Below are 26,852 nucleotides of genomic sequence, written 5' to 3' on the forward strand. Positions count from 1 at the left end.
TAAAAGTGTGAATACGATGAACACATTTAATGTTCTTTGTTTACTAATTATCATGTATACTTTCTCCCCTTAAAATAAAATTAATATTTTAAATCTTTCGACTATTAAAAGGTATAGTTACCTTCTCACCCCCTTAAATCCTCATTAATAGTTTTAAAGATTCATAGCTTATTTATTGATTTTTTCTCTTTTTTAATAAGATAAATAGAGCTAATGACATTAATATAAAACCTAGTGCATAAAATAGGGTTGTTCCTATGCCTCCTGTATTAGGCAACAAATAATTTGATTTTGTATTGTCTACTGTTAATTGAACAACGGATTTATCTGTCGTAATTTCGACTTCAATTGGTTCCTTCAATATTCGATACCCATCAGGCGCTTTCGTTTCTACGAGTTGATAGCTACCTAATGGCAACTTATCAAATGTTAGCTTTCCATTTGCATCTGTTACACCCGAAGCAACGACTTTATCCATATTATTTACATCTCGTAATTCAAACTCTGCACCAACTAGTACTTCTCCTGTTTCTTCATCTGTTTTAGTAATTTCAACTATTCCATTATCTATTGGTGTTACAGTCACTGGATCAGTTACTTTGTTATCCTCTGTATCTGTTGCGTTTACAAAATCTAGTGTTACGGTATTAGGAATCTTTCCATTTTCATAAATGGATATATCTGTATCCGCATTAATCTTTGCTGGAATGACTAGTTCAATCTGTTTACTTCCATCCAACGCATTGAAATCAAGGACTTCCACCTTCACAATATTACCATCAACTGTTAAATTAAGGGCATTACTCTCTTTTCCATCAACTGTTACAGCGACTTTCTCTTTAATAACAGTCAAACCTTTATCTACCTTATCCGTGATACTAAATTTGTCATAATACTTAATATCATTTGGTATTTGTGTAATCACATTGTACTGGTACTCTTTTTCACGTAAGATATCTAAATGTTTCTTCCCATTAACATCTTTGTCAATTTTAGGAACAGATGGAGATAAATAAATTCCAGCATCCCATGTCATATCATTATCCGTTAAATCGATGATATCTGTTCTTCCTGTTTCCTCATTTGCGTTAGAGTCTTTGGCCAGGTCACCTTGCGTTACTTTTGTAAATGTATACCCTTCAGGTAAAACAAATTCCACTTCATATTTGCCTGGTTGTAAATCTTTAAAAAGATACTTTCCGGTGCTATCTGTCTTTGTTGTGGCAATTTGTTCTCCCTGATGATTAAGGAGGTTTACTTGAACTCCCTCTAACGGTTCCTCATCTTTATCTTGCAATCCATTTTGATTAGCATCTTCCCATACATAATCTCCTAAAGATACAAGCTTTGTTAATCCAGCATCCCAAGTCATATCATCATCCGTTAAATCGATGATACCTGTTCTTCCTGTTTCCTCATTTGCGTTAGAGTCTTTTGCCCGATCTTCACCTTGCATTGCTTTTGTAAATATATATCCTTCAGGTAAGACAAATTCCACTTCATATTTGCCTGGTTGTAAACCTTCAAAGAGATACTTTCCGGTGCTATCTGTCTTTGTTGTGGCAATTTGTTCTCCCTGATGATTAAGGAGACTTACTTTAACTCCCTTTATCGGTGGTTCATCTTTATCTTGCAATCCATTTTGATTAGCATCTTCCCATACATAATCCCCTAAAGATACAAGCTTTGTTAATCCAGCATCCCAAGTCATATCATCATCCGTTAAATCGATGATACCTGTTCTTCCTGTTTCCTCATTTGCGTTAGAGTCTTTTGCCCGATCTTCACCTTGCATTGCTTTTGTAAATATATATCCTTCAGGTAAGACAAATTCCACTTCATATTTGCCTGGTTGTAAACCTTCAAAGAGATACTTTCCGGTGCTATCTGTCTTTGTTGTGGCAATTTGTTCTCCCTGATGATTAAGGAGACTTACTTTAACTCCCTTTATCGGTGGTTCATCTTTATCTTGCAATCCATTTTGATTAGCATCTTCCCATACATAATCCCCTAAAGATACAAGCTTTGTTAATCCAGCATCCCAAGTCATATCATCATCCGTTAAGTCGATGATACCTGTCCTTCCTGTTTCCTCATTTGCGTTAGAGTCTTTTGCCGGATCTATACCTTGCTTTGCTTTTGTAAACCCATATCCTTCAGGTAAGACAAATTCCACTTCATATTCACCTATTTTCAAATCTTTAAAAAGATACTTTCCAGTGCTATCTGTCTTTGTTGTGGCAATTTGTTCTCCCTGATGATTAAAGAGATTTACTTTAATCCCCTCTAGCGGTCGTTCACCTTTATCTTGCAACCCATTTCGATTGGTATCTTCCCATACATAATCCCCTAAAGATACAACATCAGGTATCTTCGTTAATCCAGCATCCCACGTTATATCATCATCTGTTAAATGGATAAAATCTGTTCTTCCAGTTGTTCCTGTTTCCTCTATTACATTAGAGTCTTTTGCTGGATCTTCACCTTGCATTGCTTTTGTAAATTTATATCCTTCAGGCAAAACAAATTCCACTTTATATTCATTTCTATCTAGTCTACTAAATTCATATTTACCATGTTCATCTGTAGTTGTTGTGGCAATTTGTTGGCCATTATAATTTAAGAGATTTACTTTAACTCCTGCTATCGGTGGTTCACCTTCATCTTGTATTCCATTTTTATTAATATCTTCCCATACATAATCCCCCAGAGATACTTTGTTGTGAAAATTATGAAGTTCAAATCCACCTGAAGAAATTAAGTTCGTCGCATATAATGATCCATTTAGTGAACCACCTTTTCCCGTATAAGTTGCATTCAGAGCATACACATCACCAATTAATCCGTATCCACTACTACTAACTTCAGTTGCTTGTGGAAATAACCAAGTCAATTTATCAGCAACGTGCTTCATATTAGGCTCTGTTCCGTGCGGAGCACTTGTGTTAATTAGTTTTCCATCATAAAGCATTGCCCCGCCTGAAAAGTTAATCGAGCTAGCTTCAGAATAGACGATAACCTTTCTATAATTTGACAAGTCAGGAATATTTAATTCCCCAATATTCACAACATCACCTGAAATATTAGCTACTAGCACAGAATTATCATATGTAGATTCTTCAAATGTAACTTTTGCATTAGGGGAAGCTGTATTATAAATCATCGTACTTTCTATATTTCGATTTATTTGAATGAAAAAATTATCAAAAATCGTATTCATTTCACTCTTTTGTATTTCCAATCTGTTCCCACTCACTAAATCAATTTCATGCTGTGTAGTAGCTGCATCCGTATAAACAAATCCGCCACCTTCAATTACTACATGTGTAGGTGAATTGTTAATCTTCCCTCCTAAGATTAACCCTGGCGTATTTTCATATAAATAAGGATCTCCTATAATGTTATATCCACCAGTGGCAGCTGCGCCATATGTGAAATGGCCTTCCACATAAATATCATTTTTAACTGCAACAGACCCTTCGGTATCCGCACTATCAAATGTATGATCACCAAATAACACAGCATTATAGTGATCAATTGAGCGGGAAAGATTTTCTAATGTTAACTCTTCTTCTACTGCTTTATTATTTTGATTTGCAGATGCATGTACTGCATATTGTGACGTAGTTAAATGAAGTAGAAGGAATATAGACATTAAAATTACCAGTAATCTATTAACTCTCACTAATAATTCCTCCTTCATTAATAAATTTTGTATGATATCTTCAATATGAAGAACTATCAACAGCAATTGATTTTATTTATTCACCAAAAAACAACAAACTAATATCCCCCCTAATTAGCAATTCATAATAACAAATAAGGCTATACAACAATGTAGTAACAAGTTAATTATTCTTGATATAATGTAAATGATACATCTCAACAATTCCTGAACAAATGCAACAATATATTGCTTTTAAGACAGAAAAAGCAAATAAAATCCAAAAAAAAATGATCCCTTCATAAATTAGGAATCATCAATTTAAATTATTGTTCTATTACATTCTAAGGAAATCACTTTGTCTGGGAGTCTCCCCCCCTAAATATCACCGGCGCCACCAGTTCGTTTATGTATAACCGCAAAGCGTACTACTCTACCTTTTTGATGTGTTGTGCAAAATACCCTCATTCGTCGATGTACACGAGTGAAGATACCACTTTTGTACTTCATCACTCGGTGCTACATCTAGTTCTTCATACAACACGTTTTCGAGTATTTGGTATTGCCGATGCACACTGACATGATCCTTTTCTGCAGCAAAGATTTTCATCAATGCGAAGTACGCTTCTTCAACGAGCGGTGCATCTGCACAAATACGTGTATACCATTGCTTTGCTTCTATTAACTTTCCTTGCCTAACGTAAAATGCGGCTATTTGCAAAGCGATTTCCACCCACTGTTGTTCGTACTTATATCGTTCCCCTTCTGCCCACAAATAATCATAGTCTTGTAAATATCCACCTGTATAAATGGCCATTGCATCTTCATACATTTGTATAGTCTTGTCACTAAGGGATGGAAGTGTTTCTATCTTATCCTTCCACTGCTCAACGTCTAATAAGACATCTTTCGTTCTCAAAATATACCCTTCTGCTTTATTTTTGAGTTTAAAATGGTTGTTGTACTTGCTTAATGTTTTACGTACATGATATATAGTTGTGTATAAATGCGTATATACTTTGTCAGGATTTGCATCTGGCCAAAGTAATTCTATTAACGTCGCTTTTGAAACGAGCTGTTCACGATGAAGGATAAGATATAGAAAGGTTTCCATGCCTTTCTTCGTTCTCCACGTAACTATTTCCTTCTCACCATCTACTAATTGAAAGGACAAATTCCCAAAAACATGGACACGGAGAAATTGGTGTTTCGATGCTTCGATTGGTCGTTTTAATCCATTTAACTGTTTTATCCGCTCCATAGTTGTTTCTAGCCTATTTAATTGAATAGGCTTCATTAAATAGTCAATCGCGTTCAATTCAAAAGCTTGTACAGCGTAATTATCATATGCAGTCGTAAACACAATCGTTGCTTCTGGCTTTGCTTCTATGATTTTCTCCGCTAGTTCTATACCGTTTATTTCTGGTAAATGAATATCTAAAAATACAACATCAACTTCTTGTTGCAAAATGTGTTTTTTTGCGGTAACAGAATTAGTATAAGCTCCCTGTACCTGTATTCCGCCCATTTTCTCCAATAATCGTTGAAGGTAATCCAGTGCAAGCTGTTCATCATCTACTAAGATAGCTTTCATATCCTTCTCCCCTCATTTAACATGTAGTATTCACTCGTATCATCTATTACAATTAATTCCCCATAAACAAATGTATCTTTATTTCCTAAGCCATATTTCAGAAATAATAATGAAAGCAACTATAACCATAAAGGACACAACCCAAAACCAAACAGGTAGAGTAGCATCTAACAATTTCACTCATCTCCCTAGGTCAAAAATATTACTTTTATTGTATCACCACCCACACATATGTACCAAAGGGAAGACTATTTTCTACTTCAAAATGTAACCAATCCTTGTTATGATAAAAGTACTTTCAACGATGAATGGAGGAAGAAACAATGAATCAAGACTGTATTTTTTGTAAAATTGTTGCTGGAGAAATCCCTTCTGCTAAAGTGTATGAAGATGAACATGTGTGTGCATTCTTAGACATTAGTCAAACAACGAAAGGACATACATTAATTATTCCAAAGCAACACACCCGAAATGTTTACGACTTAAAAGAAGATGTAGCTGAAAAACTATTTGCTCGCGTACCAAAGGTTGCAAACGCAATTAAAGACGCCTTTCAACCAGTTGGTATGAACATTCTCAATAACAATGAAGAGGCTGCTGGTCAAACGGTATTCCATTTACATATTCACCTGATCCCGCGTTACGGGAAGGCGGATGGTTTTGGCGCTAAGTGGGAGACGCATACAAATGATTATACGAATGAAGATTTGCAAGCAATGGCTCATTCCATTTCTGAACAAATTCAAATGTAAACCATTAAAATATCCATTTACTTTGACAGAATATTTGGTACAATAAAGTTATCCTTTCGCACTTGGCCATGAGGGCACAGGTGGAAAGCAGAAGAGAGTAGATTAGATGAGGAGAGATAAGATGAATAAGCAGTTCGATACTCGTGTGTTAGTTATGCTATCTTTGTTAATAGGGATTGGAGCTGTATTGCACATTTTCGCACCACCTATTTTATTTGGAATGAAACCTGATATGTTGTTAGTTATGATGTTTCTTGGGATTCTATTATTCCCACAGTTACCTTATGTGATATTACTCGGTTTCTTAACTGCAGGCATATCAGCTTTAACGACTTCCGTACCCGGTGGACAAATGGCTAATATGGTAGACAAACCAATAACTGCATGTTTGTTCTTTGGTTTACTAATTGTATTCCAGAAAGTAATACGACCAGTGAAACTTGCTCCGGTAATTACTGCCATTGGAACAATAATTAGTGGTGCTATATTCCTCTATGTTGCTGTTATAATTATCGGTTTAGTTGAAGGATCATTTACAGCATTGTTTCTAGCGGTCGTCCTTCCTGCAGCGGTGCTGAATACTGTCGCCATGATTATAATGTATCCAATTATAGCAAGAATCTTTGCACGAAGTCGTATCTCATCGATAACTACAAAAGCATCCTAATATTTATATATAACAACCTCTGACTCGTTCAGAGGTTGTTAATTGTATAGAAGAGGGAATAAGAAAAACACTATATAATATTCTCAAAAAAAGTTCATGAATGTTCAGATATATGACATTTATAACTCAACATCAAGAGGCAAATTCGCTATAATAGAAGCAAGAAAGGAGTTTTAACTTATGGGAAAAAATAAATCATTATGGTTAGGGTTTGTTGTAGGCGGCATGGTAAGCGCAACGGCTACATTACTTTACACTCCTTCTTCAGGAAGTCAAATTCGTTCACAGACGAAGGATTCCACTGAACGGCTACGAAGCACACTAGAGGCACTTAAAGAAGAAGGGAAAGGGCTATCTGATCAATTAGCTCAAACATCTAAAGAAGGTGTGACCCTTCTAAAAAGTCTTTCTACTGATATGAAAAAATCGATTGAGAGTTGGAAACAAACGATGGAGCCTCACCAACGAAAAATCACCAAAAGCCTTCAAGAAATTGAGGAAAGCTTAAAAGAACTAGAAGAAAAAACGCAACAAAACACATTCCGGTGAAACAGCTAATAAAGCCCCTGCCATTGAACGGATACCCGTCTTGTGGCAGGGGCTTTATTCACATTTATGGAAAAAGATAATAGTATGTGTCACTATCCATAGAATAAAGCTATACAAAAGACTTTCATCTATTGTATAGCTTTTTCACTACTTATTTCAAGTCTTCAATTGAAGTAACATCCATATATTTTGGTACGACTAAACCAATTTTAGCACCTTCTAGGTTTGCTCCAAGGTCCTCTACTTGATCTTTATAAGACTCATACAAATCACCGTGTGTCCCTGGTAACCAAGCTGCTACCATTCCATCAGCTTCCCCTTCAGCAACTGCCTTCCACATCATCGCATTTTCAACTTGAGTAATCTTGACAGCAAATCCTTGACGACGTAACACTTCAGCAATTACGTTGGTAGATGCAATTTCAGAATCCCATGCTACATATACAAGCTCTACTTCTATTCCATCAACCTTTTCTGTTCCTTTGGTCCATTCAGCTACTTTATCTTCATTGTCATCAACCCATTGTTTCGCTGCCGTTTCTATATCTTCCCCATCACTAACAGATAGCATAACTTGTTCCATTTCATCTGTAGTCCACGCAAACTGATCTAAAATTTTATGAAAGTTCGGCTTTTCTTCTTTGACACCTTGACGTACCATTGTTTTAATTTGTTCTTCGTCCCCAAATACGCCTTTAGGGTCCTCTAAATATTTCAAATCGTATTTAGCAAATTTCCAGTGTGGCGTCCATCCAGTAACGATAATTGGCTCTTCATCTTCAATGGCATTACCTAATTCTTCTGTCATTGCACCGCCTGAAGATGTCTTAACTTCCCAATCTTCCAAACCATATTCTTCAATTGCTTTTTCTGATGATTTTACAACACCTGCACCTGCATCAATACCAGTAATGGTGTAATCTACTGTTTCTCCTACAGAAGCATTTCCACTAGTTCCTTCTTCAGTTCCTGAACCACACCCTGCCGCTACAAGTGTCAAGGATAAACCCGCTGCAACACTTAAACGTTTCCAATTCCATTTCAACATAATTATCATACTCCCCTTTTTTACAAATGATTTTATTTGATCACGTATTAGTAAGTAGTTCCGTTCTTATATTCGAACATTTCCTATTACTAATCGTGTCTAACATACATTACTCCCCTTTTTGGGTATTCAAGCTTTGGGTGAAACGGTCAATAATAATCGCCAAGATAACAATACTTACACCTGCGACAAACCCTAAACCTACTTGGTTACGGGAGAGAGACTCTATAACACGCTGTCCTAATCCTTCTGCACCAATCATGGATGCAATAACAACCATGGATAGGGAAAGCATAACAGTCTGATTAATACCTGCCATTATAGTCTTTTTCGCCATTGGTAACTGAACTTTGAATAATTTCTGAAAGGACGTAGTACCAAAAGCGTCAGAAGCTTCAATTAATTCTTGTGAAACTTGACGTATTCCTAAATTAGTAAAGCGTACAGTAGGTGGTACCGCAAATATAACAGAGGCGAATACTCCAGGGACCATTCCAATTCCGAAAAAAGCAACTGCTGGAATTAAATAAACAAAGGCTGGCATCGTCTGCATAAAATCTAGTATTGGTGTCATAATAGTTTCTACAATATTACTTTTTGCCATCCAGATTCCTAGGGGTACACCTATAATAACCGAGATGACACTAGCGGTAATGACGAGGGAAAATGTATCCATCAATTCTTCCCACATTCCTTGGTTGAATATAAACCATAAACCAATAAAAGCAAAAGTCGCTAACCCAAACCGCTTTCCTGTTACAAAAAACGCCAACAAGGCAATGAAAAGCATAAAAATCCACGGATTAATCCATTGCAACGATAAGCTAAGCCATTCAATAAAATCTCCTAAATGTTCTTTTATTGGTTCAAATAAAAATTCGAAATTATCGGTAATCCATTCTGTTACAAGATCCACCCATTCTTGTACTGGAATCGTATTAATGAACCCCATTTAATGACACCTCACTTCCAGCTAAAGCAGCAATGACAGCACCACGAACGATAACACCACGTAGCTTACCATCGTCGACTACAGCAATAGGTACCGGTGAATCGTGAATTATATCAAATATTTCTTGCATCGACGTATCTAAAGATGTCGTAGGAAGATCTGTTTCCATAATTTCATTTAAATCTGTAACGTTATTTTTTACCGCTTCCGATGCTTTATCAGCTGATACGACTCCTTTTAGTTGACGAGTGCGATCCGTTACATAAATGGTGGATATACCTTCTTCCTTCATGCGTTCTAATGCAACACGTGGACCATGCTTTTCATAGCTAACTGTTTCTGGTCGTTTCATGATGTGCTGAGCAGTTAATACTTTCGAACGATCAACATCCTCCACAAATTTTTCTACGTAATCATTTGCTGGATTGACGAGAATTTCTTCAGGTGAGCCAATTTGAACAATAGAACCGTCTTTCATTAACGCAATACGATCTCCAATACGTAGTGCTTCATCTAAATCATGCGTAATAAAGATAATCGTTTTCTTCATTCTCTCTTGTAAATCCAATAGTTCATCTTGCATCTCTTTACGAATTAATGGGTCTAATGCAGAAAATGCTTCATCCATTAACAACACTTCTGGATCATTTGCCAGTGCACGAGCAAGCCCAACACGTTGCTGCATACCACCTGAAAGTTGCCCAGGGTATTGATTAATGAAATTTCCCAATCCGACTAATTCCAATGATTCTTTCGCTTTTTTACTTCGCTCTTCTTTCTCCATTCCTTGCACCTCTAATCCAAACTCTGCATTCTCTAATACGGTGCGATAAGGAAATAATGCAAAGCGCTGAAAGACCATACTCATTTTTTGACGTCTCACTTCTCGTAACTCTTTACTTGTCATATTCGAGAGGTTTTGATCATCTACATAAACATTTCCTTCCGTTGGCTCAATTATTCTATTAAGCAAGCGAACTAAAGTAGATTTACCACTTCCAGATAGTCCCATAATAACGAATATTTCGCCTGGTTCAACTTCGAATGTCGCTCGGTTTACCCCGACCGTATTTCCTGTTTTCTTTAGTATTTCTTCTTTTTTAAAACCTTCATCAAGCAGTTTCTGCGCTTGAGCCGGGTGCTTACCGAAAATCTTCGATAAGTTTTCCACTTTAATAACCGGCACGTATATTCACCCCTCTTAATATTTAATAAAGATTCTTTGTTTTCAAATCATTCAAACAACCAATCATCTACTACATTAATATAAATGATAAATAATAATAGAACAAACTTTAAATACTTTTGTATAAGTTTATATTTATTGTACTGTTTAAACTGAACAAACTTAAGGCATTTAATTCTTTTAAATGCTCCCTTATGCTTCGAAATACTATGTTATCCATTATTTCAAATTTTCTAAAATTTATTGTATGGTAAGTAATAGCAACGTGAAGGAGGCTCCTTTGATGTCTGAATTCGAAAATGATTCCTTATTGAATAAATTGCGATATGAAACAATCACAGAATTTGCTAAAACACTTGAAATGTTTGGCCTTACTGCAGGAGAAGCTAGACTATTTGTTGCCTTATATCTTGTTAATGAACCAATGACACTTGATAATATGAGCGAAATGTTAGCGAAGAGCAAAACATCCATGAGTACAGGAATTCGTACACTTGTAGATTTAAATTTAGTAGAAAGAGTTTGGGTCAAAGGAGTTAGAAAGGATTTGTACAAAGCAAATGACGATATATTTAACAAATTTATGTCCTCTTTTGTACTACGTTGGCTTGACGCTACGATGAGACAAAAAGCATCCATTCTCGAAATTAAACAAAGCTTAACAGAAGATAAGCATTCTATACCCGCTCATCAAGTAGAAGAACTGAATGATCGGCTCCACCAAATCATTACATTTCACAACGAAATCTCACAGGCATTATCCAAGCTAGACGTTTGATTACAAACCAAATAACTACTTTCATCTCATAAAAAAAGCACCACTTTGTATGAAAGTGGTGCTTTTAGGTTGCAGTTTTCAAAAAAATTCATATATATTTAACATAGTATCACTTTCTAGTATAGCGCTTTCTTGAGATAATAATAGTAGTGTAGTTTCATACATAAAAGGTGGGATAATGATGAGTCATAATGAAGAGATATCTGTACAAGAAGCCATTTTATTTACACATAAAATGGCACAACTAAGTAAAGCGTTATGGAAAACAATCGAAAAGGATTGGCAAAGCTGGATAAAGCCTTTTGATTTAAACATTAATGAGCACCATATTCTGTGGATTGCGTATCATTTAAAAGGAGCAAGCGTATCCGAGATTTCTAAATTTGGGGTTATGCACGTATCTACTGCTTTTAATTTCTCTAAAAAGCTCGAAGCAAGAAATTTATTAACGTTCTCTAAACGAGAAAATGATAAACGAAATACTTATATTGAAATAACTCCTAAAGGAGAAAAATTGCTATTAGAAACGATGCAAGCATACAAGCCTGAGAACAACTCCATTTATAAAGGAGTCCAGCCATTAAAAGAGTTATACGGAAAATTCCCTGATTTTTTAGAGTTAATTGCGCTGATTCGCCAAGTATATGGACCAGAATACTTAGACATTTTAAATCGTTCAATGAGGAGTATTGAAAGCGAATATAAAGAACCTGCTATGGAGGATCACTCAAATGAATCTGATTGGAATTAATTTAACATTCAGAAACGTCTATTTTCCACCTCACTGCACTAAATTCTTTCATTAATTCTAAATACAACCCTTCTTGTTTCAGCGCTTTTATCGTGTAATCCGGATGTAATTTCACATTTAGCATTCCTGCAAAGTGAAGTAACAAGGCTGTGAAATCTAACAAGCCGGCCTCTTTCTGCTCCTCATATTGGCCTTCTAAATCATCTAATAAGGCTAACAATTCAGCGTACTCCGCTTCTGTTAGCTCCTTTTCCACAACCATCTTCTTGAATGGATGCTTCTCTCCATCTATCATTTGCGATAAAAGCCTAATACGAAGGGCTAGTTTCCCTGTTTTATCTTCGTGCAATTCCACACTTATGTTCTCTCCTTTAAACTGCTGTAATGCCCCCATAAACAACCTCTCCAACCAATTCAAAAATATGACATCATTTTTTTCAAAAAGAGTATTGATTTCTTTTATAAAACATCGTATCATTCCTTAGGACTAAACATTATAAAGAAATTAATTGACTTAAGTATATCGATAACAATTATATTTTACTATATCCCAATTAAAATTGTCACAATAAGGGGGTTAATGAGGATGAATTTAAGCTGTTGGAAATCCTTTAACATCAATAAAGAATTTGGCTCTAATCGACTTTATCTCATGAGCCTATTACTTGGTATTTTATCATTTATACTGTTATATATTCCAGTATCTATCTATCATCAAAACCATCAATTAGTTGATTACGGATTGATTCCGTTAGTGATTACATTGTTTTTACTACCTATGCTTCATAAATTAATGCACATTGTACCACTTGTATTCGTTAATAAACGAGTACGGATACGTTGGAAAATTAAATATTGGGGTGGCCCCACTTTCACATATATGCCTTATCAACCATTGTCGAAAAAAACGTCCATTTTTACAGCGCTTGGTCCGACATTGTTACTGACAATCCCTGGTTTGATTTCTAGTTTTGTCTTCCCGAGTTTTCACGCGTATATCGTGCTATTAACTTCGGTAAATATTGCTTTTTCTTTATCTGATTTCATCTGTGTCCGACAGTTTTTAATAGCACCGAAGCAATGCATTATTGAAAACGGAAGAGATAGCTATGATATATTAATTAGAAAGTAATCCAGCGTACCTTTTAGATAACGGATACGTATAATATGGAAGCTACCGTAATACAAAGTAAAAAAACACCTAATTATGGGTGTTTTTTTCATACATTTTTCTGTTCAACACGTGGATTTTTTGATACAGTAACTTCATAGGTGCAAAAGGAGGTTTTAATGGTGACATTATTTTTTGTACCGTTCGCTATTTTTGTATTATTCACATTTAACTCCCTTACCCATTCGTTATGCCTTAAAACAGAAATGGCCGTGGAAAAGCAGCCTAAGGTGTTTCGTACAATTAACATTCTTATAACCATCCTATTACTCTCATCTTACTTTGATGTACTTATACATAGCTAGATGGTGCTTTCCTGTAACGAACGATATCACTGGGAAAAGAGAATAATTACGTTTCATTTCTAAAGAAAAGACATACTCTACCGCCTATACGGCTGGTGTGAACATGTCTTTTCTTTATTATTTATTTCATCATATTAAAACCAAGAAGCACCTACAATAATTAATAAAATGAAGAGTACTACAATTAACGCAAAACCGCCGCCATATCCTTTGCTCATAGTGTACACCTCCCTTACCTCGCTGTTATGTTATTGTATGCACGGATACAAGATTGGGATAGGCTTTTTGCTTAGTTTTTATTATGTTTTTGCTCAAGATAGTCATCACCTATGTATGTATGCTACAATGTGTTATAGTATTTTGCGGATTTGATCATCCCTAATACCTGTATAGAAACTGATGAGACTAGGAGTGTTAGACGAATGAAGAAATGGACTCTTGCTACAACATTAGCTATCGGCGTAGTGGGCTTATCTGCCTGTTCTCAAGCTGATTCAGATGTTGTTGTTGAAACAGCTAATGGTAATATTACGAAAGAAGCATTTTACGAAGAGATGAAAAATCAACACGGAGAAGCAGTGCTTCAACAAATGGTCATGAAAGAAGTACTTGATGATGAATTTTCCGTATCAGAAGAAGAAGTAAATAAAGAAGTAGACAAATTAAAAGAGCAATTCGGTGACAACTACGACATGGCTCTACAACAAATGGGTGTAAGCAACGAGGATGAATTCAAAGAATTGCTTGAATTTAGTTTAATGCAACAAAAAGCGGCTACTTCTAGTATCGAAGTGACGGATGAAGAAATTCAAAAGCACTATGACCGTATGAAAACAGAATTAGAAGCAAGCCACATTCTTCTAGATTCCGAAGAAAAGGCAAAAGAAGTTGCGAAACTAGTAGAAAAAGGCGATAAGAACTTTGCAGAGCTTGCTAAAGAACACTCTGTTGGCCCATCCGCTCCAAATGGTGGGGAATTAGGTACATTCGGCCCTGGTAAAATGGATCCTGCCTTTGAAGATGCTGCATATGCATTAGATAAAGGAAAAGTTAGTAAACCAGTACAATCTTCATTCGGTTGGCACATTATTAAAGTAACAGATAAGAAGGAAGTAGATGTAGAACCACTTGAAGATATAAAAGAGGACATTAAATCAGAAATCCAAAACACAAAGTTACAACAACCTGAAAATCAGCAAAAAGCACAAGAAACTATGGACAAACTCATCAAGGATGCTGATGTAAAAGTAAAAGTAGAAGGTTTAGAAGACATGTATAAAGAAGAGGATAGCCAAGAGGAACCTTCTGAAGATAGTCAAGAGTAATATACACGTTTTAAAAAGCAAGCGCACAAGGCGCTTGCTTTTTCTATGAAGATTGGGATTTGATGTGACGATCTTGTTCTTTCTCTTTACGAGCTTCTTCGATTCGTTTCATATACTTACGTCCTTCCTGCTCTATGAAATTCCGTTCCATTTGCTTTTCCTCTTTAATAGAGCGAAAGGCCATATATCCACTGTAAATAATAATAGCAATAATGAGTAACACCCACCACGGCATACCTGCAATTACCATATCAGGTTACCTCCTTGTCCCTTTTTACCATAGCATATGTTTCCTCTTCGTTGCTTATGACAAATGAGAAGGCTTCTGCGCAAGTTGTTGGGCCTCAAATCGTTTAAACGTCCCATAATACATCACTGCACTCAATAAAGCGAAACTTCCAATAATAGCAAAAACCGTTGCATAAGAGAACCATTCGATAAATATCAAACTCATAGGAGCGAGCAATCTACCTAACGTAAAACGTAGGCTAGCAGCAGAAAAATATTGACCTCTCATCTCTTTAGGTGATAATTTCGCAACAAAACTTTCTTGAATACCCGCGACCATTAATTCTGCTATCGTAAAAAGAACCATACATCCAATCATGAACCATAAATGATCCGTCATACCATACAGAGTAATAGCTATTGCGTATAACAAACTTGAAGCGATAAACACGTGCTTTTCTTTCCTTTTACTCATTCTCTTCGTAATGAATACAGTAAATAGTGCAACGATTAAACCATTGACAGCTAACACTAGTGAGAAGGACTGTGCACCATTTAAAGTCCACTGCCAATTACCTAAATTTAATAAAGTAGCTGATTCTATTTGATCTGACGTGTAGACGGCAATAAGGATGTCTAGTTGCATAAACGTTTGAGCGATTAAAACGCCAGAGAAGATAAATAATAATAACGTTTTATCTTTGGCAATAATGCGATAATCAGCTAATTCATCAGCAATAGCTGTATACCACTTCTTCTTTTCTTCCTTGTTGCGCATCGCTGGTGTGCTCGTTTCTTCTAGAAAAATGTGCAAAATAAACGTTAACGTTGCGGAAAGAAGAACACCGATACAAAGCATTTCGAATCGATAAGAAAAGAACACCATACCACCGATAATAGGACCAACGACAACCGCAATATTTAACGTCGTGTAGAAAACCGCAAAGACAGAAGCACGATTTTTTTCGTCGACAACATCAGCCACCATGGCATGAGAAGCTGGCCAATAAATCGCTCCAAACACTCCTAATAATCCAAATGACAGAAACGTTAACATTGGCGAGGACAACCATGGGGAGTTTGCATAAGCGAACAAAACGAATGTAGCCGTTTCTCCCATTGCTGCAAAAACCATCATTCGTTTTCTACCAAAGCGATCAGCACAATATCCTCCAACTAAATTTGCACAAACAGAGGCTACCTGTGAAAGCATAAGTAGTAAACCTGCCTGCTTTTCCCCGAAAGCATCCTTAAATAATATCGTCATAAATGGGAAGAAGGACCAAAACATGAAATTCATGACCCCTTCGCCGTATAATCGGATACGAAGATTACGATCCCAATCTTTCCATTTCATTGCCCTTCGCCCTTTCTCCCTTAATCTTCTCTATATGAATTTGTAAAAACTGGTTTATAAAAGCTGCGCTGATCCATAGCAAATAACCGTTCTGTAAATTCACCAGGATTCACTTTCTTTAATGCACGGTTAAGTATGTTCATCTTAGCATCCATATGATCAATTAAATGAAGCATTTCCGCTTCTCTAATCATTGGCGGTTTCGGACTACCCCATTCCGCTTTGCCGTGATGACTGAGCACCATATGCTGAAGCATCACCACTTCCTCACCTTCTATACCTAACCCTTTTGCTACGGCACCAATTTCCTCAACCATCATTGGTATATGACCAATTAACTTCCCTTCTAACGTATAAGAAGGAGCTGTGGCACTTGATAGTTCTTTTAACTTCCCTAAATCATGTAAAATAATTCCCGCATACAGCAAGTCTTGATCAACATCCGGATAAAGATCTATTAATTGCTTAGCCAGCTTCAGCATAGACACGATATGGTGCGCTAGACCTGACACATATTCATGATGATTTTTTACTGCTGCAGGGTATGTTAACAACCCTTCTTGATACTGCTTCACAAATTGTCGCGTAATACGCTGAAGATTCGGATTTTTCATCTCAAAAATAAATTCTGTCAGCTTTTCCATCAACTCTTCAGGAGAAATAGGTGCTTTTTCTACAAAGTCAGCAGCCTTTACTCCATCTGTTAATTGCGCAGGGCGAATCGATTGAATCTTTAATTGTAGGCGACCACGAAATTGATTTACGTCCCCGGCCAATTTTACTAGTTGTTCGGCAACAAATGTTTGTTCATCTTCTTTAGAAGCATCCCATAATTTTGCTTCAATTTCTCCTGTCGCATCTCGTAATATTAAGGTCAGAAACGGCTTACCGTTACTAGCAACCCCTTTTGATGCAGACTTTATTAACATATAAGAATCAAAAGCATCCCCAACTTGATACTCTGCAATACCTTTTTTCATGCTGTTCCTCCTCGTAAATATTGTGAGAAAAAACGACACCCCCCTGTTCACAGATGAGTGCCGGTTTAAAAAAGAAGAGCGTGCTTCCACGCCCTTATGTTCGTTCGTCTTCTTTTGGTACGTACTTAAAGATTTCGCCTGATTCTACCACTCGTATAAATCTCATGAGCCAGCGATAATAACTTTTTGCGTATTCAAGACGATCGATATCACGTTGAATAGTACCAATAAGTTCTTCATCTTCTGTTTTCTCTGCTATCGTCCGTAGTTCAGAGATCGCTTCATCTGCTTCTTCCATGTTTGTTTCCGTATGATGTCTCCAACGATTCCCAAATAAAGAAGTGAAAGCTTTATACCAATCTTCTTCTGATTTATATAAATCCTTTCTGATCCCTCTTCGGAAAGCAGGCTCTACCATTTTCATTTCAGATAAGGATCTAACTCCTGTTGACATGCTCGTTTTACTCATTTCAAGCGCATCTCGCATATCATCAAGCGTCATTGGATCATCGGAAAAGTATAATGTTCCATATAAGCGACCAACAGAGGACGTCATACCATATAGGTTCATATTCTTTGCGATAACCTGGATAAATTTCTCTATTGTTTCTTCATATTCTGCCCATTCTTGTTTTTTATCTACCAATGGACGACCCTCCACTAGCTTTATTCAACATGTACCTAGAGTATTCTAACACTATTATTCCAAACTTGCGAGGACATGACAAATAAAAACTTAATTTTTTATAGAAAAATTATTTCTTTTTTATTCTGAATAGGTTGAACGGAAGATTGAGATGTAAATAAGATGATTTGTTGCTCCTTTGAAAGCCTTTGCAATAAGGTGATAAACTCCTTCGTCCGCTCTTCATCAAAATTCACATACGCATCGTCGATTATAAATGGCAAGGAGTGGTTGTCACTCATCACTTTGCTTAAAGCTAACCGTAACGAAACATATAATTGCTCTTTCGTTCCTTGAGATAGTTGCTGAGCAGAGAAGCGATCTCCCGCCTTCGACTGCACAACGATACCATCTTGTTCCTCTGACAAGAAAACAGATTCATACGTATCGTTTGTTAACATTGCGAAATAGCGTTGGCAATACTTTAGTACCGATGGCATACGTTCCTTTTGATAAACGGACTTCGTATCTTGTAATAATGAATATGCCACTTGGTACACTGACCATTCCTTTGCCTGCTCTACTAGGAGATCCTTCTCTCCTTCTAATTCATGACGACTTTGTGATACCGTTTCATCATCTTCTAACATGCTTAACTGAGAAGAAACATCTGACAATTGCTGCCTAATTCTTTCTATTTTCTCCGTCCATTCACTCAATTGTTGACGTTTCTCTTCATATTCACGTTTCACCTCAAAGCCATCCATTCTTTTTTCTAGTATAGACTGAACAATTGTTTCGTCAAAGAATATTCCTTGTAATTGTTCGTAATACATTTGCATTTGAGATTTTATTTCTTCGAGCCACTTCATCCGCTTCCCTTTATCCACATACGCTTCTTCATTATCTACATTCGCCTTCTGGAACAGTAGCGCTATTTCGGATTGATATGGTTTCATTTTAAAGTGCAGTTGCTTACGTTGTTCTATCGCGTTCTCAATCCATTCCTCATACTTACGCTGTAGTTCTAGTTGCTGCACATATGTTTGCCAACGCTCCTCTAGCTGTTCGATAACAGCATCAAACGGCGATTGAAAAAGAATACCTTCTCGTTTAGTTAGCTGTTGTAGTTGCTCCATTAAGGTAGACCATTCTGCTACTAAAGCTTTCTCGTCTTGCTCTTGTTTCTTCAGTTCCTCTAGTTCGTCGCATAAGTGAGTAATTTTCTTATACGTTTTTTCCCAATATCCAATATCGATATGATGAAGAAATGGATACGTATCTAACTGTTCTTGCATTTGTTGATGATGACGGTTAGATTGGTGCTGCAACGAGCGATTTCTTTCATCCCATTTTATCTGTTCTCTCTCTATTTGTTGGAAAGTCATTTGCTCCTGCTCAATTAACCGCAATGTGTTCTTATGATGCAACAATTTGTCCTTATCATTACGTATATCAACATCATTGCTTACTAGTTCTATATCAGAGGACAATTTAGGTAACGAACGTTTCATTAGCTTGCCCATCACAATGGCTAGCACAGCGACAAATACTCCACCAATAGCAACGAACCACTCTTGCATAACAAAGCCTACGATGAAAGACACAATTGCCACCAATAGTCCAATCATCATTACTTGTTTCGTCAGTTTATTAGTTTTATGACGGTATTCATGTTGCATAGCAATTACTTTGTCTTGTTCCTGCTTTTGCTCATACAAGCGAACACGACGCTCACATTCGGCATACGCTTCTTCTGACAGTAATGTTTGCTCTAATTGCTCTCTCCTCTCTTGCATGTGTTTCAACTGTTGATGTAAAGTATTGTATTGTTGTTGCAGTTGGTCTTGTTCAAATTGAAGCTGCTTTTTTTGGTCAAATAGTTGCTGCCAATGCTCCTCTATATAAAATGGAAAATGCAATTGTTCCATATCCTCAGGCTTCAAGCCGATTCCTAGAGCCTCTACATCTTGCTCCCATCGCTCTCTTTCCCGCACTAGCTTAGCTGTAGCTCGTTTCAACTCCTCTCGTTTTAATAACATTCGCTCCTTCTGTCCTAATACGTCTTCCAATAAAGCCAACTTACCTTGTTCAACTTGTGGCAATGCAGATTGTTTTTGTTCATACGTTGCAAGGTTTTGTTGCACCACTTCTAATTCACTTTGAAATGGCAATAGTTGGTCTTTCAAGTGCTCATAACGCTCTAAACCTTGTTCTGGAAATGTTACGTCCTCATCAAACGTAGCCAGTTCTTTCTCTAATTGTTGATACGCATAAAGAGGCTGAGCAGCTTGATAGTGTTTCTCCAACTGCTGCATCTTATTCTCTAACTTCTTTTGCTGCGCCTTTCCATGTTCCAATTGCTCTTTGAGATCCTGTTCTTTTTGCTTCCAAGTATGGTAGTGTGCTTCTCGCTCTTTCGCACGAACATAAGCTTGCTCTTTCTGCTTCACTAGTGCTAGCTGCTCATTTATTTGCGGTTTTCTTCCTTGCTTTTTAAATCGCTTCTCTAATTCCTTCTCTAATTGTTTTTCTACGATATGTATTTGCTGAGACCCGGTCATGCCGATGCCAAATAATATATTTCCTAAATCACTACGATCCAGCTGATGAATGTGTTGAATATCCTGTAAATCAAAGGAAAATATGGACTCATAGGTCGCCCTGTCAACCCCATTAAGCAATTGTTTTAAGAACGCTTCTCCATGCACTTGGCCATCTTCTAAATAGCAACGAGCTTCCCCGTTTTGTTGCTCTGGCTGTCGTTCAATGGTAATGAAGCCTAACTGCTCGTCTCTAACATATAACTTCCCTCCCATAACATTTCCTCGTAGCGGTTGAAAGGCTTTTCGCTTACGAGGAGGCAAATCGAATAAAATATACAGCATAAATTGATGGAGGGTTGATTTACCAGCTTCATTTTTACCATAAATGTAAGACAATCCTTCAGGAGAAAAAGAAATCGTTTGTTGTTGCCATTTCCCAAAGCCATATATTTGTGCTTTTTCAATTTTCACATTTTCCCCTCCATTTCTAATAACTGATTTAATAACAATTGTTCTGCATGTTCTATAATGTCTTTTTGCTCTTCTTCTGTAAACGTAGGCATATATTTACGAACTTGTTTGTGGTAAAGTAAGTCTTTCACATCATTTTCAATATCTGTACGCTTATCCTTTTGCCGTAATATTTCTCCAATGAAATGCGCTCCTTGCTTCAGTTGCTCTCTATCCCACTTAGGCGTTGCATGTACCTTAATGGTATGAAGCCATATCCATGGAGACTCACTGTCTTCTTGGTCATTCCAAATATCGCGTAACTCTTCTATTATCGAAGTGGAAGGTACATGACCAAATAAATGAAGCTCTATCATAGCTTTGCCGTATTCACGTCTCCATTCTTCTTTTTTCCCATGTACCAATCTCTCCACCTGTTGTATCGTCGTACACTCATCTAAATAAAGTTCTCTCTTTTCAAAACGAATCGTATTTGTTGGCAAGAATGTCATGGAGGTATCATGAGGAGTGATGTCCACTATGTAGCACCCTTTTTCTCCTATTTCTTTACGATGTCTGCCTTGAATGTTACCAGAATAAACGACAGGAGGATCTTCATGCAATTGCTGCCGCTTATGAATGTGACCAAGCGCCCAATAGTCCATCCCTCTTGCAACTAGCTCCTCTAATGTAAACGGTGCATACACGTCATGATCTGTATTCGTAGCCAAGCTTCCGTGCAACATGCCAATATGATACACGTCATCGGCTGTTCGCTCATAAAAAAGGTGTTTACTTTCCCCAATCGCCCTTTGTTCATAGCTAAATCCGTATATCTCTGCAACATGCTTCCCTTTTTTATGAAACGAGACATGCTCTACTTGCTCACTAGAGAAGATATGGACATTGTCTGGATAATCAACCGGATAATACGAAGCGTCCATATAATCGTGGTTGCCGTGGCTAAGGTAAACAGGTATATTATGTGCTGCTAGTTGCTCAAACCCTTTCTTTAAGCGTAATTGCGCCTTTAAGCTTCTTCCATCTTGATCAAATATATCTCCGACCATGACAACAAAGTCTACGTGCTGCTCCACCGCATGCTGGACAATAGATTGAAATGCTTTAAACGTACTTTCCTTCATCTCTTGAAAAATTTTACCGTTATGATGGGAAAACCCTTTAAAAGGACTATCCAAATGTAAATCCGCACAATGAAGAAAACGAATCTTCTCCTTCATAAATACCGCTCCCCTCTTCAACCTAGTGCCACTATTGTAACAAAGCAGCAACACGAATGCACGTTCCCTTACATAATCGCAATCCATATGGTCAAGCTATAGCTATGGAGGTGATTAACATGGCAAAAATAAAGAAAAATCCTTCTAGTCGTGGTAAAAGTGCCGCTAGTGTTCAAGGCTCTCCAAACAGTGGTCCTGTCGAACGATTTCGTGATGACCCTGACCACCAAACCACCAATATGCAATATAAAAAAAACAACACAGCTAAGGAATAACGCTCCTTGCTGTGTTGCGTATTTTGTTTTATTCTTTTTTTGTAAGTTGTAGAGCTTTCTTAATATCTTTAAATGACGAAGAACGGCCGTACAATAATACTCCTCCGCGATAAATACGCCCACCGATAATGCCAAGTGCGACAATCGTTGCTACTAATATTACGAGGGAAATTGCTACTTCCCACATTGGAACTTCTAACATACCAACTCGCAAGAACATTAACATCGGTGTAAATAACGGAATAAACGATGTGACCGTTACATAAGTGGCTTCCGGATTACTTAACCCTGTCATCGCTAAAAAGAACGCAACGACAATGAGTAGTATCATCGGTGTCATGACTTGTTGAGCATCCTCCGTGCGACTAACGAGAGAACCTAGTACAGCAGCGATTGTTGCGTATAGCATATAACCTAATAAGAAAAATACAATCGCGTATATGAGTGTACTTATTTCAATATTAGAGAATCCCAAATAGCTTGAAATGGAGGTGCTATCTAGAAACTCTTTATTTTGCTGAACAGCAATATAGCCCACAAGGACAATTAAACCGAATTGCGTTAACCCTAACAATGCAATACCGAAAATTTTTCCAAACATTTGCTTCACTGGAGAAACGCTTGAAATAAGAATTTCCATCACCCGAGAAGATTTCTCCGTTGCAACTTCGGTTGAGATCATAGATCCGTACATTAGAACACCAAAGTAAAGCAAGAATAACATAATATAGACTAGCCCACGGGTTTGACTTAGCTCCTCTTCCGTTTTAGCGTCTTCTTTCAAGGAGACTTTCTCAAAAGCAACTGGGGACATAATTTCATTGATGGTTGCTTGTTCAACCTGTGCACTTTGTGAAGCAACAGTTACCTTTAATTGTTGCAATGCTTGCTCTAACAAACTACTAACCTTGTATTCACTTATTTGTTCCGTATAATACGTCCCTTGTGGAATATTATCTTCCGCTAAAGACACGGACAATACTCCTACATAATCTCCATCTGTTACGGCATCCTTGGCTTCTTGTTCGGTGCCTTCGAACTTCTCTACTTTCACTTCACTTTCATAGGGCTCTAGTTGCCCTTGCAAATGTTCAAACAGATTAGCCCCTTCTTCTACAACGGCAACGCGCTCCTCTTCATCCTCACCGGAAAACAAGCCAATAATCGTCTCTAAATTGGCAAAGGCCATGACAAATAATAACGTGATTAATGTAGTAATCATGAATGCTTTTGATTTAAGGCGATTGGTATACGTATGCCCGACGATAATCATGAACTTATTCATAAGAAGCACCAACTTTCTCTATAAAGATGTCGTTTAGTGTAGGCTCTTCTAAATCAAATGTACGGACAAAACCTTTCCCTGATAGCGAATCAAAAATGGTTGCCGCTACTTGCTCATTTTCAATTTGCAATTCACAACCACCAGTTACAACTTTATATTTCACAACGCCCGGTAGTTCCTTCAAGTAAGTCACATCGAAATCAGCATGTACGACAACGTTTTTCTTACCAAAGGAGCGTTTCACTTCCTTCAAGCTTCCATGTACAACTGGAGATCCTTTATGCATAATACATAAATGCTCACATAATTCCTCTACATGCTCCATTCGATGAGAGGAAAATACAATAGACGTGCCTTCATTCTTCATATCAATAACAGCTTTTTTCAGTAGCTCGACATTTAACGGGTCTAACCCAGAAAATGGTTCATCTAATATAAGCAATTGCGGCTTATGAATCACAGCAGATATGAATTGAATCTTCTGCTGATTTCCTTTTGATAACTCTTCAATTTTCTTCGTACGATATTCGGTTACATTAAATCGCTCCAGCCATTTATCAAGCTCTTGCAAAATCGCCTGCTTATTCATTCCTCGGAGTCGACCTAAATAAACGAGCTGATCCTTCACTGTTAATTTTGGATACAATCCTCTTTCTTCAGGTAAATATCCGATAAGGTGACTTTTATCATAATTAATAGCTGCATCATTCCACGTAATGTCTCCTTCTGAAGCGTCAATCAATCCTAAAATCATGCGAAACGTCGTCGTTTTACCTGCCCCATTAGCGCCAAGAAAACCAAATATTTGTTTCTCAGGTATTTCTAAATTCAGCTCGTCTACAGCCGTAAAGGAGCCAAACCTTTTCGTGATATTATGTAGCTTCAATGCCATTTGTACATCCCTCCTTTTATGTAATACGTTCGTAATCTTCTATTGGTTTCATTTTTTATTTCGCATAATTTAGCAGAACAGCAGGAAAAACAACGAAACATTCCGAATATTACTACCTATAGTTCAATTGTTGGGAGGTTAGATGAATGAAGAATTATTTTTTAACAGTGTTTGCACCTGATGGAAGTTCTTTGTTAGATGAAACCGTTCAAGCTTCTTCGGATCAAGAGGCAAAAGAGTTAGGACATAAGAAGTTAGACGAACAAGGATATACAGAACACACACATCGCCTTGTAGCACCAGAAGGTCATATGGTTTTGTTTCATCGGTAAAAATTTAACCACCAAAACACGCGATACGCACAGTTTCGTGTGTTTTTTAGTTTCTAATCCAACTCTTCTTCTAGTACATTCGACATGTTGAAGCTTCCTCCCTGCAATAATTTTCTTCCATACGGCGCACTTTTTGCACTCATTATAGACAAAAAATCCCCCTAATTAAATTAGGAGGATGGCATCACTATTGTTGTAAATCTTCTTCCGCACCGTAAAGCTCTTCTAAAGGCTTTGTAATAATACGACTAATGTCATTGATTACTTGGTTAAGAAGTTGTTCTTGTTGCATAAGGTTAGAAATTTGCTCATGTTGTTGTACTGTTTCTACAACTTGGCGTGCTTTCTCTACTTCTTCTTCTGTAATTTCTAAACCTTGCATTTGTTTTTGCTGTAATTCTATTTGTACATTACGGAAATTGTCAAACATTTGTTTCGCTTGTTCATCAGCCATTACTGCTTCATATGCTTGTTTTAATCCTTTAAATTCATCACTTTCTCTAATTGCTTTTTCTAAATCATAAGCGTAATCATACATGTTAGCCATGGAATAGTTCCTCCTAAAAATGTGTAATCCTTCATAAATCATTCTCTAACACTATAACAAACGTATAAAGCTGTGTATAGCAATGCAAGAAATATTTAACTTAAAAATAATACAATTAGCGATTGAACGAAGCCAATGAGACCACCGAGAAGAGCACCGAGGTAAGTGATCATTTTAAATTCTTTTTTAGATATACTTAAAACCATTTCCTCTAATCGCTCAACAGAGAATGATTGTACTTCTTGCTTCACAATGTCGGATAAATGAAGTTTCTGCATGATTTCCGGAATGCGGTCAGCTAAATAGCCACCCATGTGATGAATGATTTTAGGTACAAAGGTTTGAACGACATATGGACGAACGACCTGCATATGGTCCGCGATGGAACGCTCCATCCACCCTTGAATAGGTAGCGATGTAGAAACCATGGTAGCAATCCAATCCGCTATGTTGCTTGCGCCTATCTTACTCTCGAAATAGTGCACCTCTTTGCCAATCCACTTATCATACTCTTCTTCAAGTAAAGACGTTAACCATTGTTGTGCCTCGGAGGAATTAATATACTTACTTAATGTTGGTTGAATCTTCTCCGCAATTCCTTCATTCCCGAGGAAAGAGGCTACCATATTCCCTAGAAAGCCTTGTCCCCCTAAATATTGCTCAACTAACCCACTTAACTTCTGCTTCCCTTGTGCACTAGAGATATATGCATCTAGCTGCGTTAACATATAGGTGCTAACATCGTGCATATGATTTTTTCCCTTATTCGTTAATTCCGCCCCAAGTACACTTTGTAACGTTTCATGTCGACGATTTTCCATTTGCACTTCATATTGCTTCAACGTAAACTGATAGACAAACGTTTTTACCCTCTGCTCATCAACAGGGATGTCATAATCTTCAAGAAACGCTTTAAGGGATTGTTCGGAACGTAATAAACGATTTACTTCTTCCTTTGCCCAATCCACCATTTGCTTTTGGAAAGATGCATCCATAAACTTTCGGCGGAGTCCTGCTGGAGTGATCAAATGCTCGACAACCATGTGTCCTAATTGCTCTGCTAATTCGTTACGACGTTTCGGTATAAGACCAGGCGTAAATGGAACACGAAATGAACCAATAAACTTCGGTTCAAATGGCCGAAATAGCATCTTAATTGCCAAAGAATTTGTCATACCACCAATGAGCGCTCCAATCACAATCATCATAACAATTATGAAAAATGTATCCATATTCTCAACCTCTTTTATTATCATTTCCTAATCACATAGTATAACGAAAACAATCCCCAAATAAAAGAGGGCATGATGTATTCATTTCTATCATACAATGATAAAGAAATAGAATGACAG

27 protein-coding genes are annotated in these 26,852 nt (G+C 37.1%); 10 read left to right on the top strand and 17 right to left on the bottom strand.

The genetic code is table 11. The features are described 5' to 3' along the window. Nucleotides 1-172: 172 nt before the first annotated feature. Both N784_RS16040 and N784_RS13035 read right to left on the bottom strand, forming a co-directional pair. Nucleotides 173-3,685 carry an SdrD B-like domain-containing protein gene (locus N784_RS16040; RefSeq protein ID WP_052127310.1) on the bottom strand — a complete coding sequence of 1,171 codons (3,513 nt, stop codon included), beginning with the start codon at nt 3,683-3,685 and terminating at the stop codon, nt 173-175. Between the two features lie 412 nt (nt 3,686-4,097). Then, complete coding sequence (locus N784_RS13035) at nt 4,098-5,258, bottom strand: response regulator (protein ID WP_052127311.1); 1,161 nt, start codon at nt 5,256-5,258, stop codon at nt 4,098-4,100. Nucleotides 5,259-5,581: 323 nt separating this feature from the next. On the opposite strand from N784_RS13035, the gene N784_RS13040 reads away from it, so the two are divergent. The 3 genes from N784_RS13040 (at nt 5,582) to N784_RS13050 (ending at nt 7,226) form a co-directional block, all read left to right on the top strand. Continuing rightward, complete coding sequence (locus N784_RS13040) at nt 5,582-6,010, top strand: HIT family protein (protein ID WP_036835617.1); 429 nt, start codon at nt 5,582-5,584, stop codon at nt 6,008-6,010. A 121-nt stretch (nt 6,011-6,131) separates the two neighbouring features. Further along, nucleotides 6,132-6,677 (top strand): tryptophan transporter, encoded by a 546-nt coding sequence (locus N784_RS13045; protein ID WP_036835618.1) that lies wholly within the window; start codon nt 6,132-6,134, stop codon nt 6,675-6,677. 180 nt (nt 6,678-6,857) lie between these two features. Continuing rightward, complete coding sequence (locus tag N784_RS13050; protein ID WP_036835619.1) at nt 6,858-7,226, top strand: YtxH domain-containing protein; 369 nt, start codon at nt 6,858-6,860, stop codon at nt 7,224-7,226. Nucleotides 7,227-7,377: 151 nt separating this feature from the next. Here N784_RS13050 and N784_RS13055 read toward each other — a convergent pair whose 3' ends face one another. From N784_RS13055 to N784_RS13065, 3 genes are all read right to left on the bottom strand, one after another. Further along, the gene (locus N784_RS13055) at nt 7,378-8,274 is read right to left on the bottom strand and encodes a glycine betaine ABC transporter substrate-binding protein (protein WP_036835620.1); all 897 of its coding nucleotides are present in this window, start codon (nt 8,272-8,274) and stop codon (nt 7,378-7,380) included. A gap of 109 nt (nt 8,275-8,383) precedes the next feature. Beyond that, nucleotides 8,384-9,226, bottom strand: a complete 843-nt coding sequence (locus tag N784_RS13060) for an ABC transporter permease (RefSeq protein ID WP_036835621.1) — start codon at nt 9,224-9,226, stop codon at nt 8,384-8,386. Next, nucleotides 9,213-10,412, bottom strand: coding sequence for a quaternary amine ABC transporter ATP-binding protein (locus N784_RS13065; RefSeq protein ID WP_036835622.1), 1,200 nt, complete (start codon nt 10,410-10,412; stop codon nt 9,213-9,215). Before N784_RS13065 ends, N784_RS13060 begins: the two co-directional genes overlap by 14 nt. Before the next feature lie 283 nt (nt 10,413-10,695). Here N784_RS13065 and N784_RS13070 point away from each other — a divergent pair, with 283 nt between their 5' ends. Further along, entirely contained in the window at nt 10,696-11,190 is a 495-nt protein-coding gene (locus N784_RS13070) for a GbsR/MarR family transcriptional regulator (protein WP_036835623.1), read from the top strand. Between the two features lie 178 nt (nt 11,191-11,368). After that, entirely contained in the window at nt 11,369-11,941 is a 573-nt protein-coding gene (locus N784_RS13075) for an HTH-type transcriptional regulator Hpr (protein WP_036835624.1), read from the top strand. 1 nt (nt 11,942) lies between these two features. Here the strand turns inward: N784_RS13075 and N784_RS13080 are convergent, their stop codons facing one another. Further along, a complete protein-coding gene (locus N784_RS13080) occupies nt 11,943-12,335 on the bottom strand; it encodes a DUF1878 family protein (protein WP_084600255.1) in 393 nt (130 codons plus the stop codon). Between the two features lie 192 nt (nt 12,336-12,527). Here N784_RS13080 and N784_RS13085 point away from each other — a divergent pair, with 192 nt between their 5' ends. Further along, nucleotides 12,528-13,073 carry a DUF3267 domain-containing protein gene (locus tag N784_RS13085; RefSeq protein WP_036835625.1) on the top strand — a complete coding sequence of 182 codons (546 nt, stop codon included), beginning with the start codon at nt 12,528-12,530 and terminating at the stop codon, nt 13,071-13,073. Nucleotides 13,074-13,234: 161 nt separating this feature from the next. Beyond that, nucleotides 13,235-13,417 (top strand): hypothetical protein, encoded by a 183-nt coding sequence (locus tag N784_RS16965; RefSeq protein WP_036835664.1) that lies wholly within the window; start codon nt 13,235-13,237, stop codon nt 13,415-13,417. Nucleotides 13,418-13,551: 134 nt separating this feature from the next. Here the strand turns inward: N784_RS16965 and N784_RS16385 are convergent, their stop codons facing one another. Beyond that, nucleotides 13,552-13,635: a YjcZ family sporulation protein gene (locus tag N784_RS16385; RefSeq protein WP_084600256.1), complete on the bottom strand. Its 84-nt coding sequence runs from the start codon at nt 13,633-13,635 to the stop codon at nt 13,552-13,554. A 204-nt stretch (nt 13,636-13,839) separates the two neighbouring features. Between N784_RS16385 and N784_RS13095 the strand changes: the two genes are divergently transcribed. Further along, the gene (locus tag N784_RS13095) at nt 13,840-14,742 is read left to right on the top strand and encodes a peptidylprolyl isomerase (protein ID WP_036835626.1); all 903 of its coding nucleotides are present in this window, start codon (nt 13,840-13,842) and stop codon (nt 14,740-14,742) included. A gap of 43 nt (nt 14,743-14,785) precedes the next feature. Here the strand turns inward: N784_RS13095 and N784_RS13100 are convergent, their stop codons facing one another. From N784_RS13100 to N784_RS13125, 6 genes are all read right to left on the bottom strand, one after another. Beyond that, the gene (locus N784_RS13100; RefSeq protein ID WP_036835627.1) at nt 14,786-14,992 is read right to left on the bottom strand and encodes a sporulation YhaL family protein; all 207 of its coding nucleotides are present in this window, start codon (nt 14,990-14,992) and stop codon (nt 14,786-14,788) included. 54 nt (nt 14,993-15,046) lie between these two features. Next, nucleotides 15,047-16,327 (bottom strand): MDR family MFS transporter, encoded by a 1,281-nt coding sequence (locus N784_RS13105; protein ID WP_036835628.1) that lies wholly within the window; start codon nt 16,325-16,327, stop codon nt 15,047-15,049. A 20-nt stretch (nt 16,328-16,347) separates the two neighbouring features. Then, entirely contained in the window at nt 16,348-17,307 is a 960-nt protein-coding gene (yhaM, locus tag N784_RS13110; RefSeq protein WP_036835629.1) for a 3'-5' exoribonuclease YhaM, read from the bottom strand. A gap of 94 nt (nt 17,308-17,401) precedes the next feature. Further along, nucleotides 17,402-17,953 carry a GbsR/MarR family transcriptional regulator gene (locus N784_RS13115; protein WP_036835630.1) on the bottom strand — a complete coding sequence of 184 codons (552 nt, stop codon included), beginning with the start codon at nt 17,951-17,953 and terminating at the stop codon, nt 17,402-17,404. A 98-nt stretch (nt 17,954-18,051) separates the two neighbouring features. Continuing rightward, complete coding sequence (locus N784_RS13120) at nt 18,052-20,949, bottom strand: ATP-binding protein (protein WP_036835631.1); 2,898 nt, start codon at nt 20,947-20,949, stop codon at nt 18,052-18,054. After that, a complete protein-coding gene (locus N784_RS13125; protein ID WP_036835632.1) occupies nt 20,946-22,169 on the bottom strand; it encodes a metallophosphoesterase family protein in 1,224 nt (407 codons plus the stop codon). The genes N784_RS13120 and N784_RS13125 overlap by 4 nt, the downstream gene beginning before the upstream one ends. 119 nt (nt 22,170-22,288) lie before the next feature. Between N784_RS13125 and N784_RS16675 the strand changes: the two genes are divergently transcribed. Further along, nucleotides 22,289-22,444, top strand: coding sequence for a YuzL family protein (locus tag N784_RS16675; RefSeq protein ID WP_156965257.1), 156 nt, complete (start codon nt 22,289-22,291; stop codon nt 22,442-22,444). 28 nt (nt 22,445-22,472) lie between these two features. Here the strand turns inward: N784_RS16675 and N784_RS13130 are convergent, their stop codons facing one another. Next, nucleotides 22,473-23,729 (bottom strand): ABC transporter permease, encoded by a 1,257-nt coding sequence (locus tag N784_RS13130; RefSeq protein WP_036835633.1) that lies wholly within the window; start codon nt 23,727-23,729, stop codon nt 22,473-22,475. Then, nucleotides 23,722-24,621, bottom strand: coding sequence for an ABC transporter ATP-binding protein (locus N784_RS13135; RefSeq protein WP_036835634.1), 900 nt, complete (start codon nt 24,619-24,621; stop codon nt 23,722-23,724). Before N784_RS13135 ends, N784_RS13130 begins: the two co-directional genes overlap by 8 nt. A 146-nt stretch (nt 24,622-24,767) precedes the next feature. On the opposite strand from N784_RS13135, the gene N784_RS13140 reads away from it, so the two are divergent. Next, the gene (locus tag N784_RS13140) at nt 24,768-24,953 is read left to right on the top strand and encodes a YhzD family protein (protein WP_036835635.1); all 186 of its coding nucleotides are present in this window, start codon (nt 24,768-24,770) and stop codon (nt 24,951-24,953) included. Nucleotides 24,954-25,140: 187 nt separating this feature from the next. On the opposite strand, the gene N784_RS13145 is transcribed toward N784_RS13140, so the two are convergent. Together N784_RS13145 and N784_RS13150 are read right to left on the bottom strand one after the other, a co-directional pair. Continuing rightward, complete coding sequence (locus N784_RS13145; RefSeq protein ID WP_036835636.1) at nt 25,141-25,500, bottom strand: YlbF family regulator; 360 nt, start codon at nt 25,498-25,500, stop codon at nt 25,141-25,143. A gap of 95 nt (nt 25,501-25,595) precedes the next feature. Next, a complete protein-coding gene (locus N784_RS13150) occupies nt 25,596-26,732 on the bottom strand; it encodes a DUF445 domain-containing protein (RefSeq protein WP_036835637.1) in 1,137 nt (378 codons plus the stop codon). Nucleotides 26,733-26,852: the final 120 nt, after the last annotated feature.

It is taken from the genome of Pontibacillus litoralis JSM 072002, assembly GCF_000775615.1.
Classification (GTDB): domain Bacteria; phylum Bacillota; class Bacilli; order Bacillales; family BH030062; genus Pontibacillus; species Pontibacillus litoralis.

Coding starts and splice junctions, on each gene's coding strand:
- N784_RS13125 (WP_036835632.1), bottom strand. CDS start 22,169: ATGAAGGAGAAGATTCGTTTTCTTCATTGTGCGGATTTACATTTGGAT.
- N784_RS13150 (WP_036835637.1), bottom strand. CDS start 26,732: ATGGATACATTTTTCATAATTGTTATGATGATTGTGATTGGAGCGCTC.
- N784_RS13100 (WP_036835627.1), bottom strand. CDS start 14,992: ATGGTAATTGCAGGTATGCCGTGGTGGGTGTTACTCATTATTGCTATT.
- N784_RS13130 (WP_036835633.1), bottom strand. CDS start 23,729: ATGAATAAGTTCATGATTATCGTCGGGCATACGTATACCAATCGCCTT.
- N784_RS13135 (WP_036835634.1), bottom strand. CDS start 24,621: ATGGCATTGAAGCTACATAATATCACGAAAAGGTTTGGCTCCTTTACG.
- N784_RS13050 (WP_036835619.1), top strand. CDS start 6,858: ATGGGAAAAAATAAATCATTATGGTTAGGGTTTGTTGTAGGCGGCATG.
- N784_RS13060 (WP_036835621.1), bottom strand. CDS start 9,226: ATGGGGTTCATTAATACGATTCCAGTACAAGAATGGGTGGATCTTGTA.
- N784_RS16675 (WP_156965257.1), top strand. CDS start 22,289: ATGGCAAAAATAAAGAAAAATCCTTCTAGTCGTGGTAAAAGTGCCGCT.
- N784_RS13145 (WP_036835636.1), bottom strand. CDS start 25,500: ATGGCTAACATGTATGATTACGCTTATGATTTAGAAAAAGCAATTAGA.
- N784_RS13085 (WP_036835625.1), top strand. CDS start 12,528: ATGAATTTAAGCTGTTGGAAATCCTTTAACATCAATAAAGAATTTGGC.
- N784_RS13070 (WP_036835623.1), top strand. CDS start 10,696: ATGTCTGAATTCGAAAATGATTCCTTATTGAATAAATTGCGATATGAA.
- N784_RS13095 (WP_036835626.1), top strand. CDS start 13,840: ATGAAGAAATGGACTCTTGCTACAACATTAGCTATCGGCGTAGTGGGC.
- N784_RS13045 (WP_036835618.1), top strand. CDS start 6,132: ATGAATAAGCAGTTCGATACTCGTGTGTTAGTTATGCTATCTTTGTTA.
- N784_RS13035 (WP_052127311.1), bottom strand. CDS start 5,258: ATGAAAGCTATCTTAGTAGATGATGAACAGCTTGCACTGGATTACCTT.
- N784_RS13080 (WP_084600255.1), bottom strand. CDS start 12,335: ATGGGGGCATTACAGCAGTTTAAAGGAGAGAACATAAGTGTGGAATTG.
- yhaM (WP_036835629.1), bottom strand. CDS start 17,307: ATGAAAAAAGGTATTGCAGAGTATCAAGTTGGGGATGCTTTTGATTCT.
- N784_RS13040 (WP_036835617.1), top strand. CDS start 5,582: ATGAATCAAGACTGTATTTTTTGTAAAATTGTTGCTGGAGAAATCCCT.
- N784_RS13140 (WP_036835635.1), top strand. CDS start 24,768: ATGAAGAATTATTTTTTAACAGTGTTTGCACCTGATGGAAGTTCTTTG.
- N784_RS16385 (WP_084600256.1), bottom strand. CDS start 13,635: ATGAGCAAAGGATATGGCGGCGGTTTTGCGTTAATTGTAGTACTCTTC.
- N784_RS13075 (WP_036835624.1), top strand. CDS start 11,369: ATGATGAGTCATAATGAAGAGATATCTGTACAAGAAGCCATTTTATTT.
- N784_RS13055 (WP_036835620.1), bottom strand. CDS start 8,274: ATGTTGAAATGGAATTGGAAACGTTTAAGTGTTGCAGCGGGTTTATCC.
- N784_RS13105 (WP_036835628.1), bottom strand. CDS start 16,327: ATGAAATGGAAAGATTGGGATCGTAATCTTCGTATCCGATTATACGGC.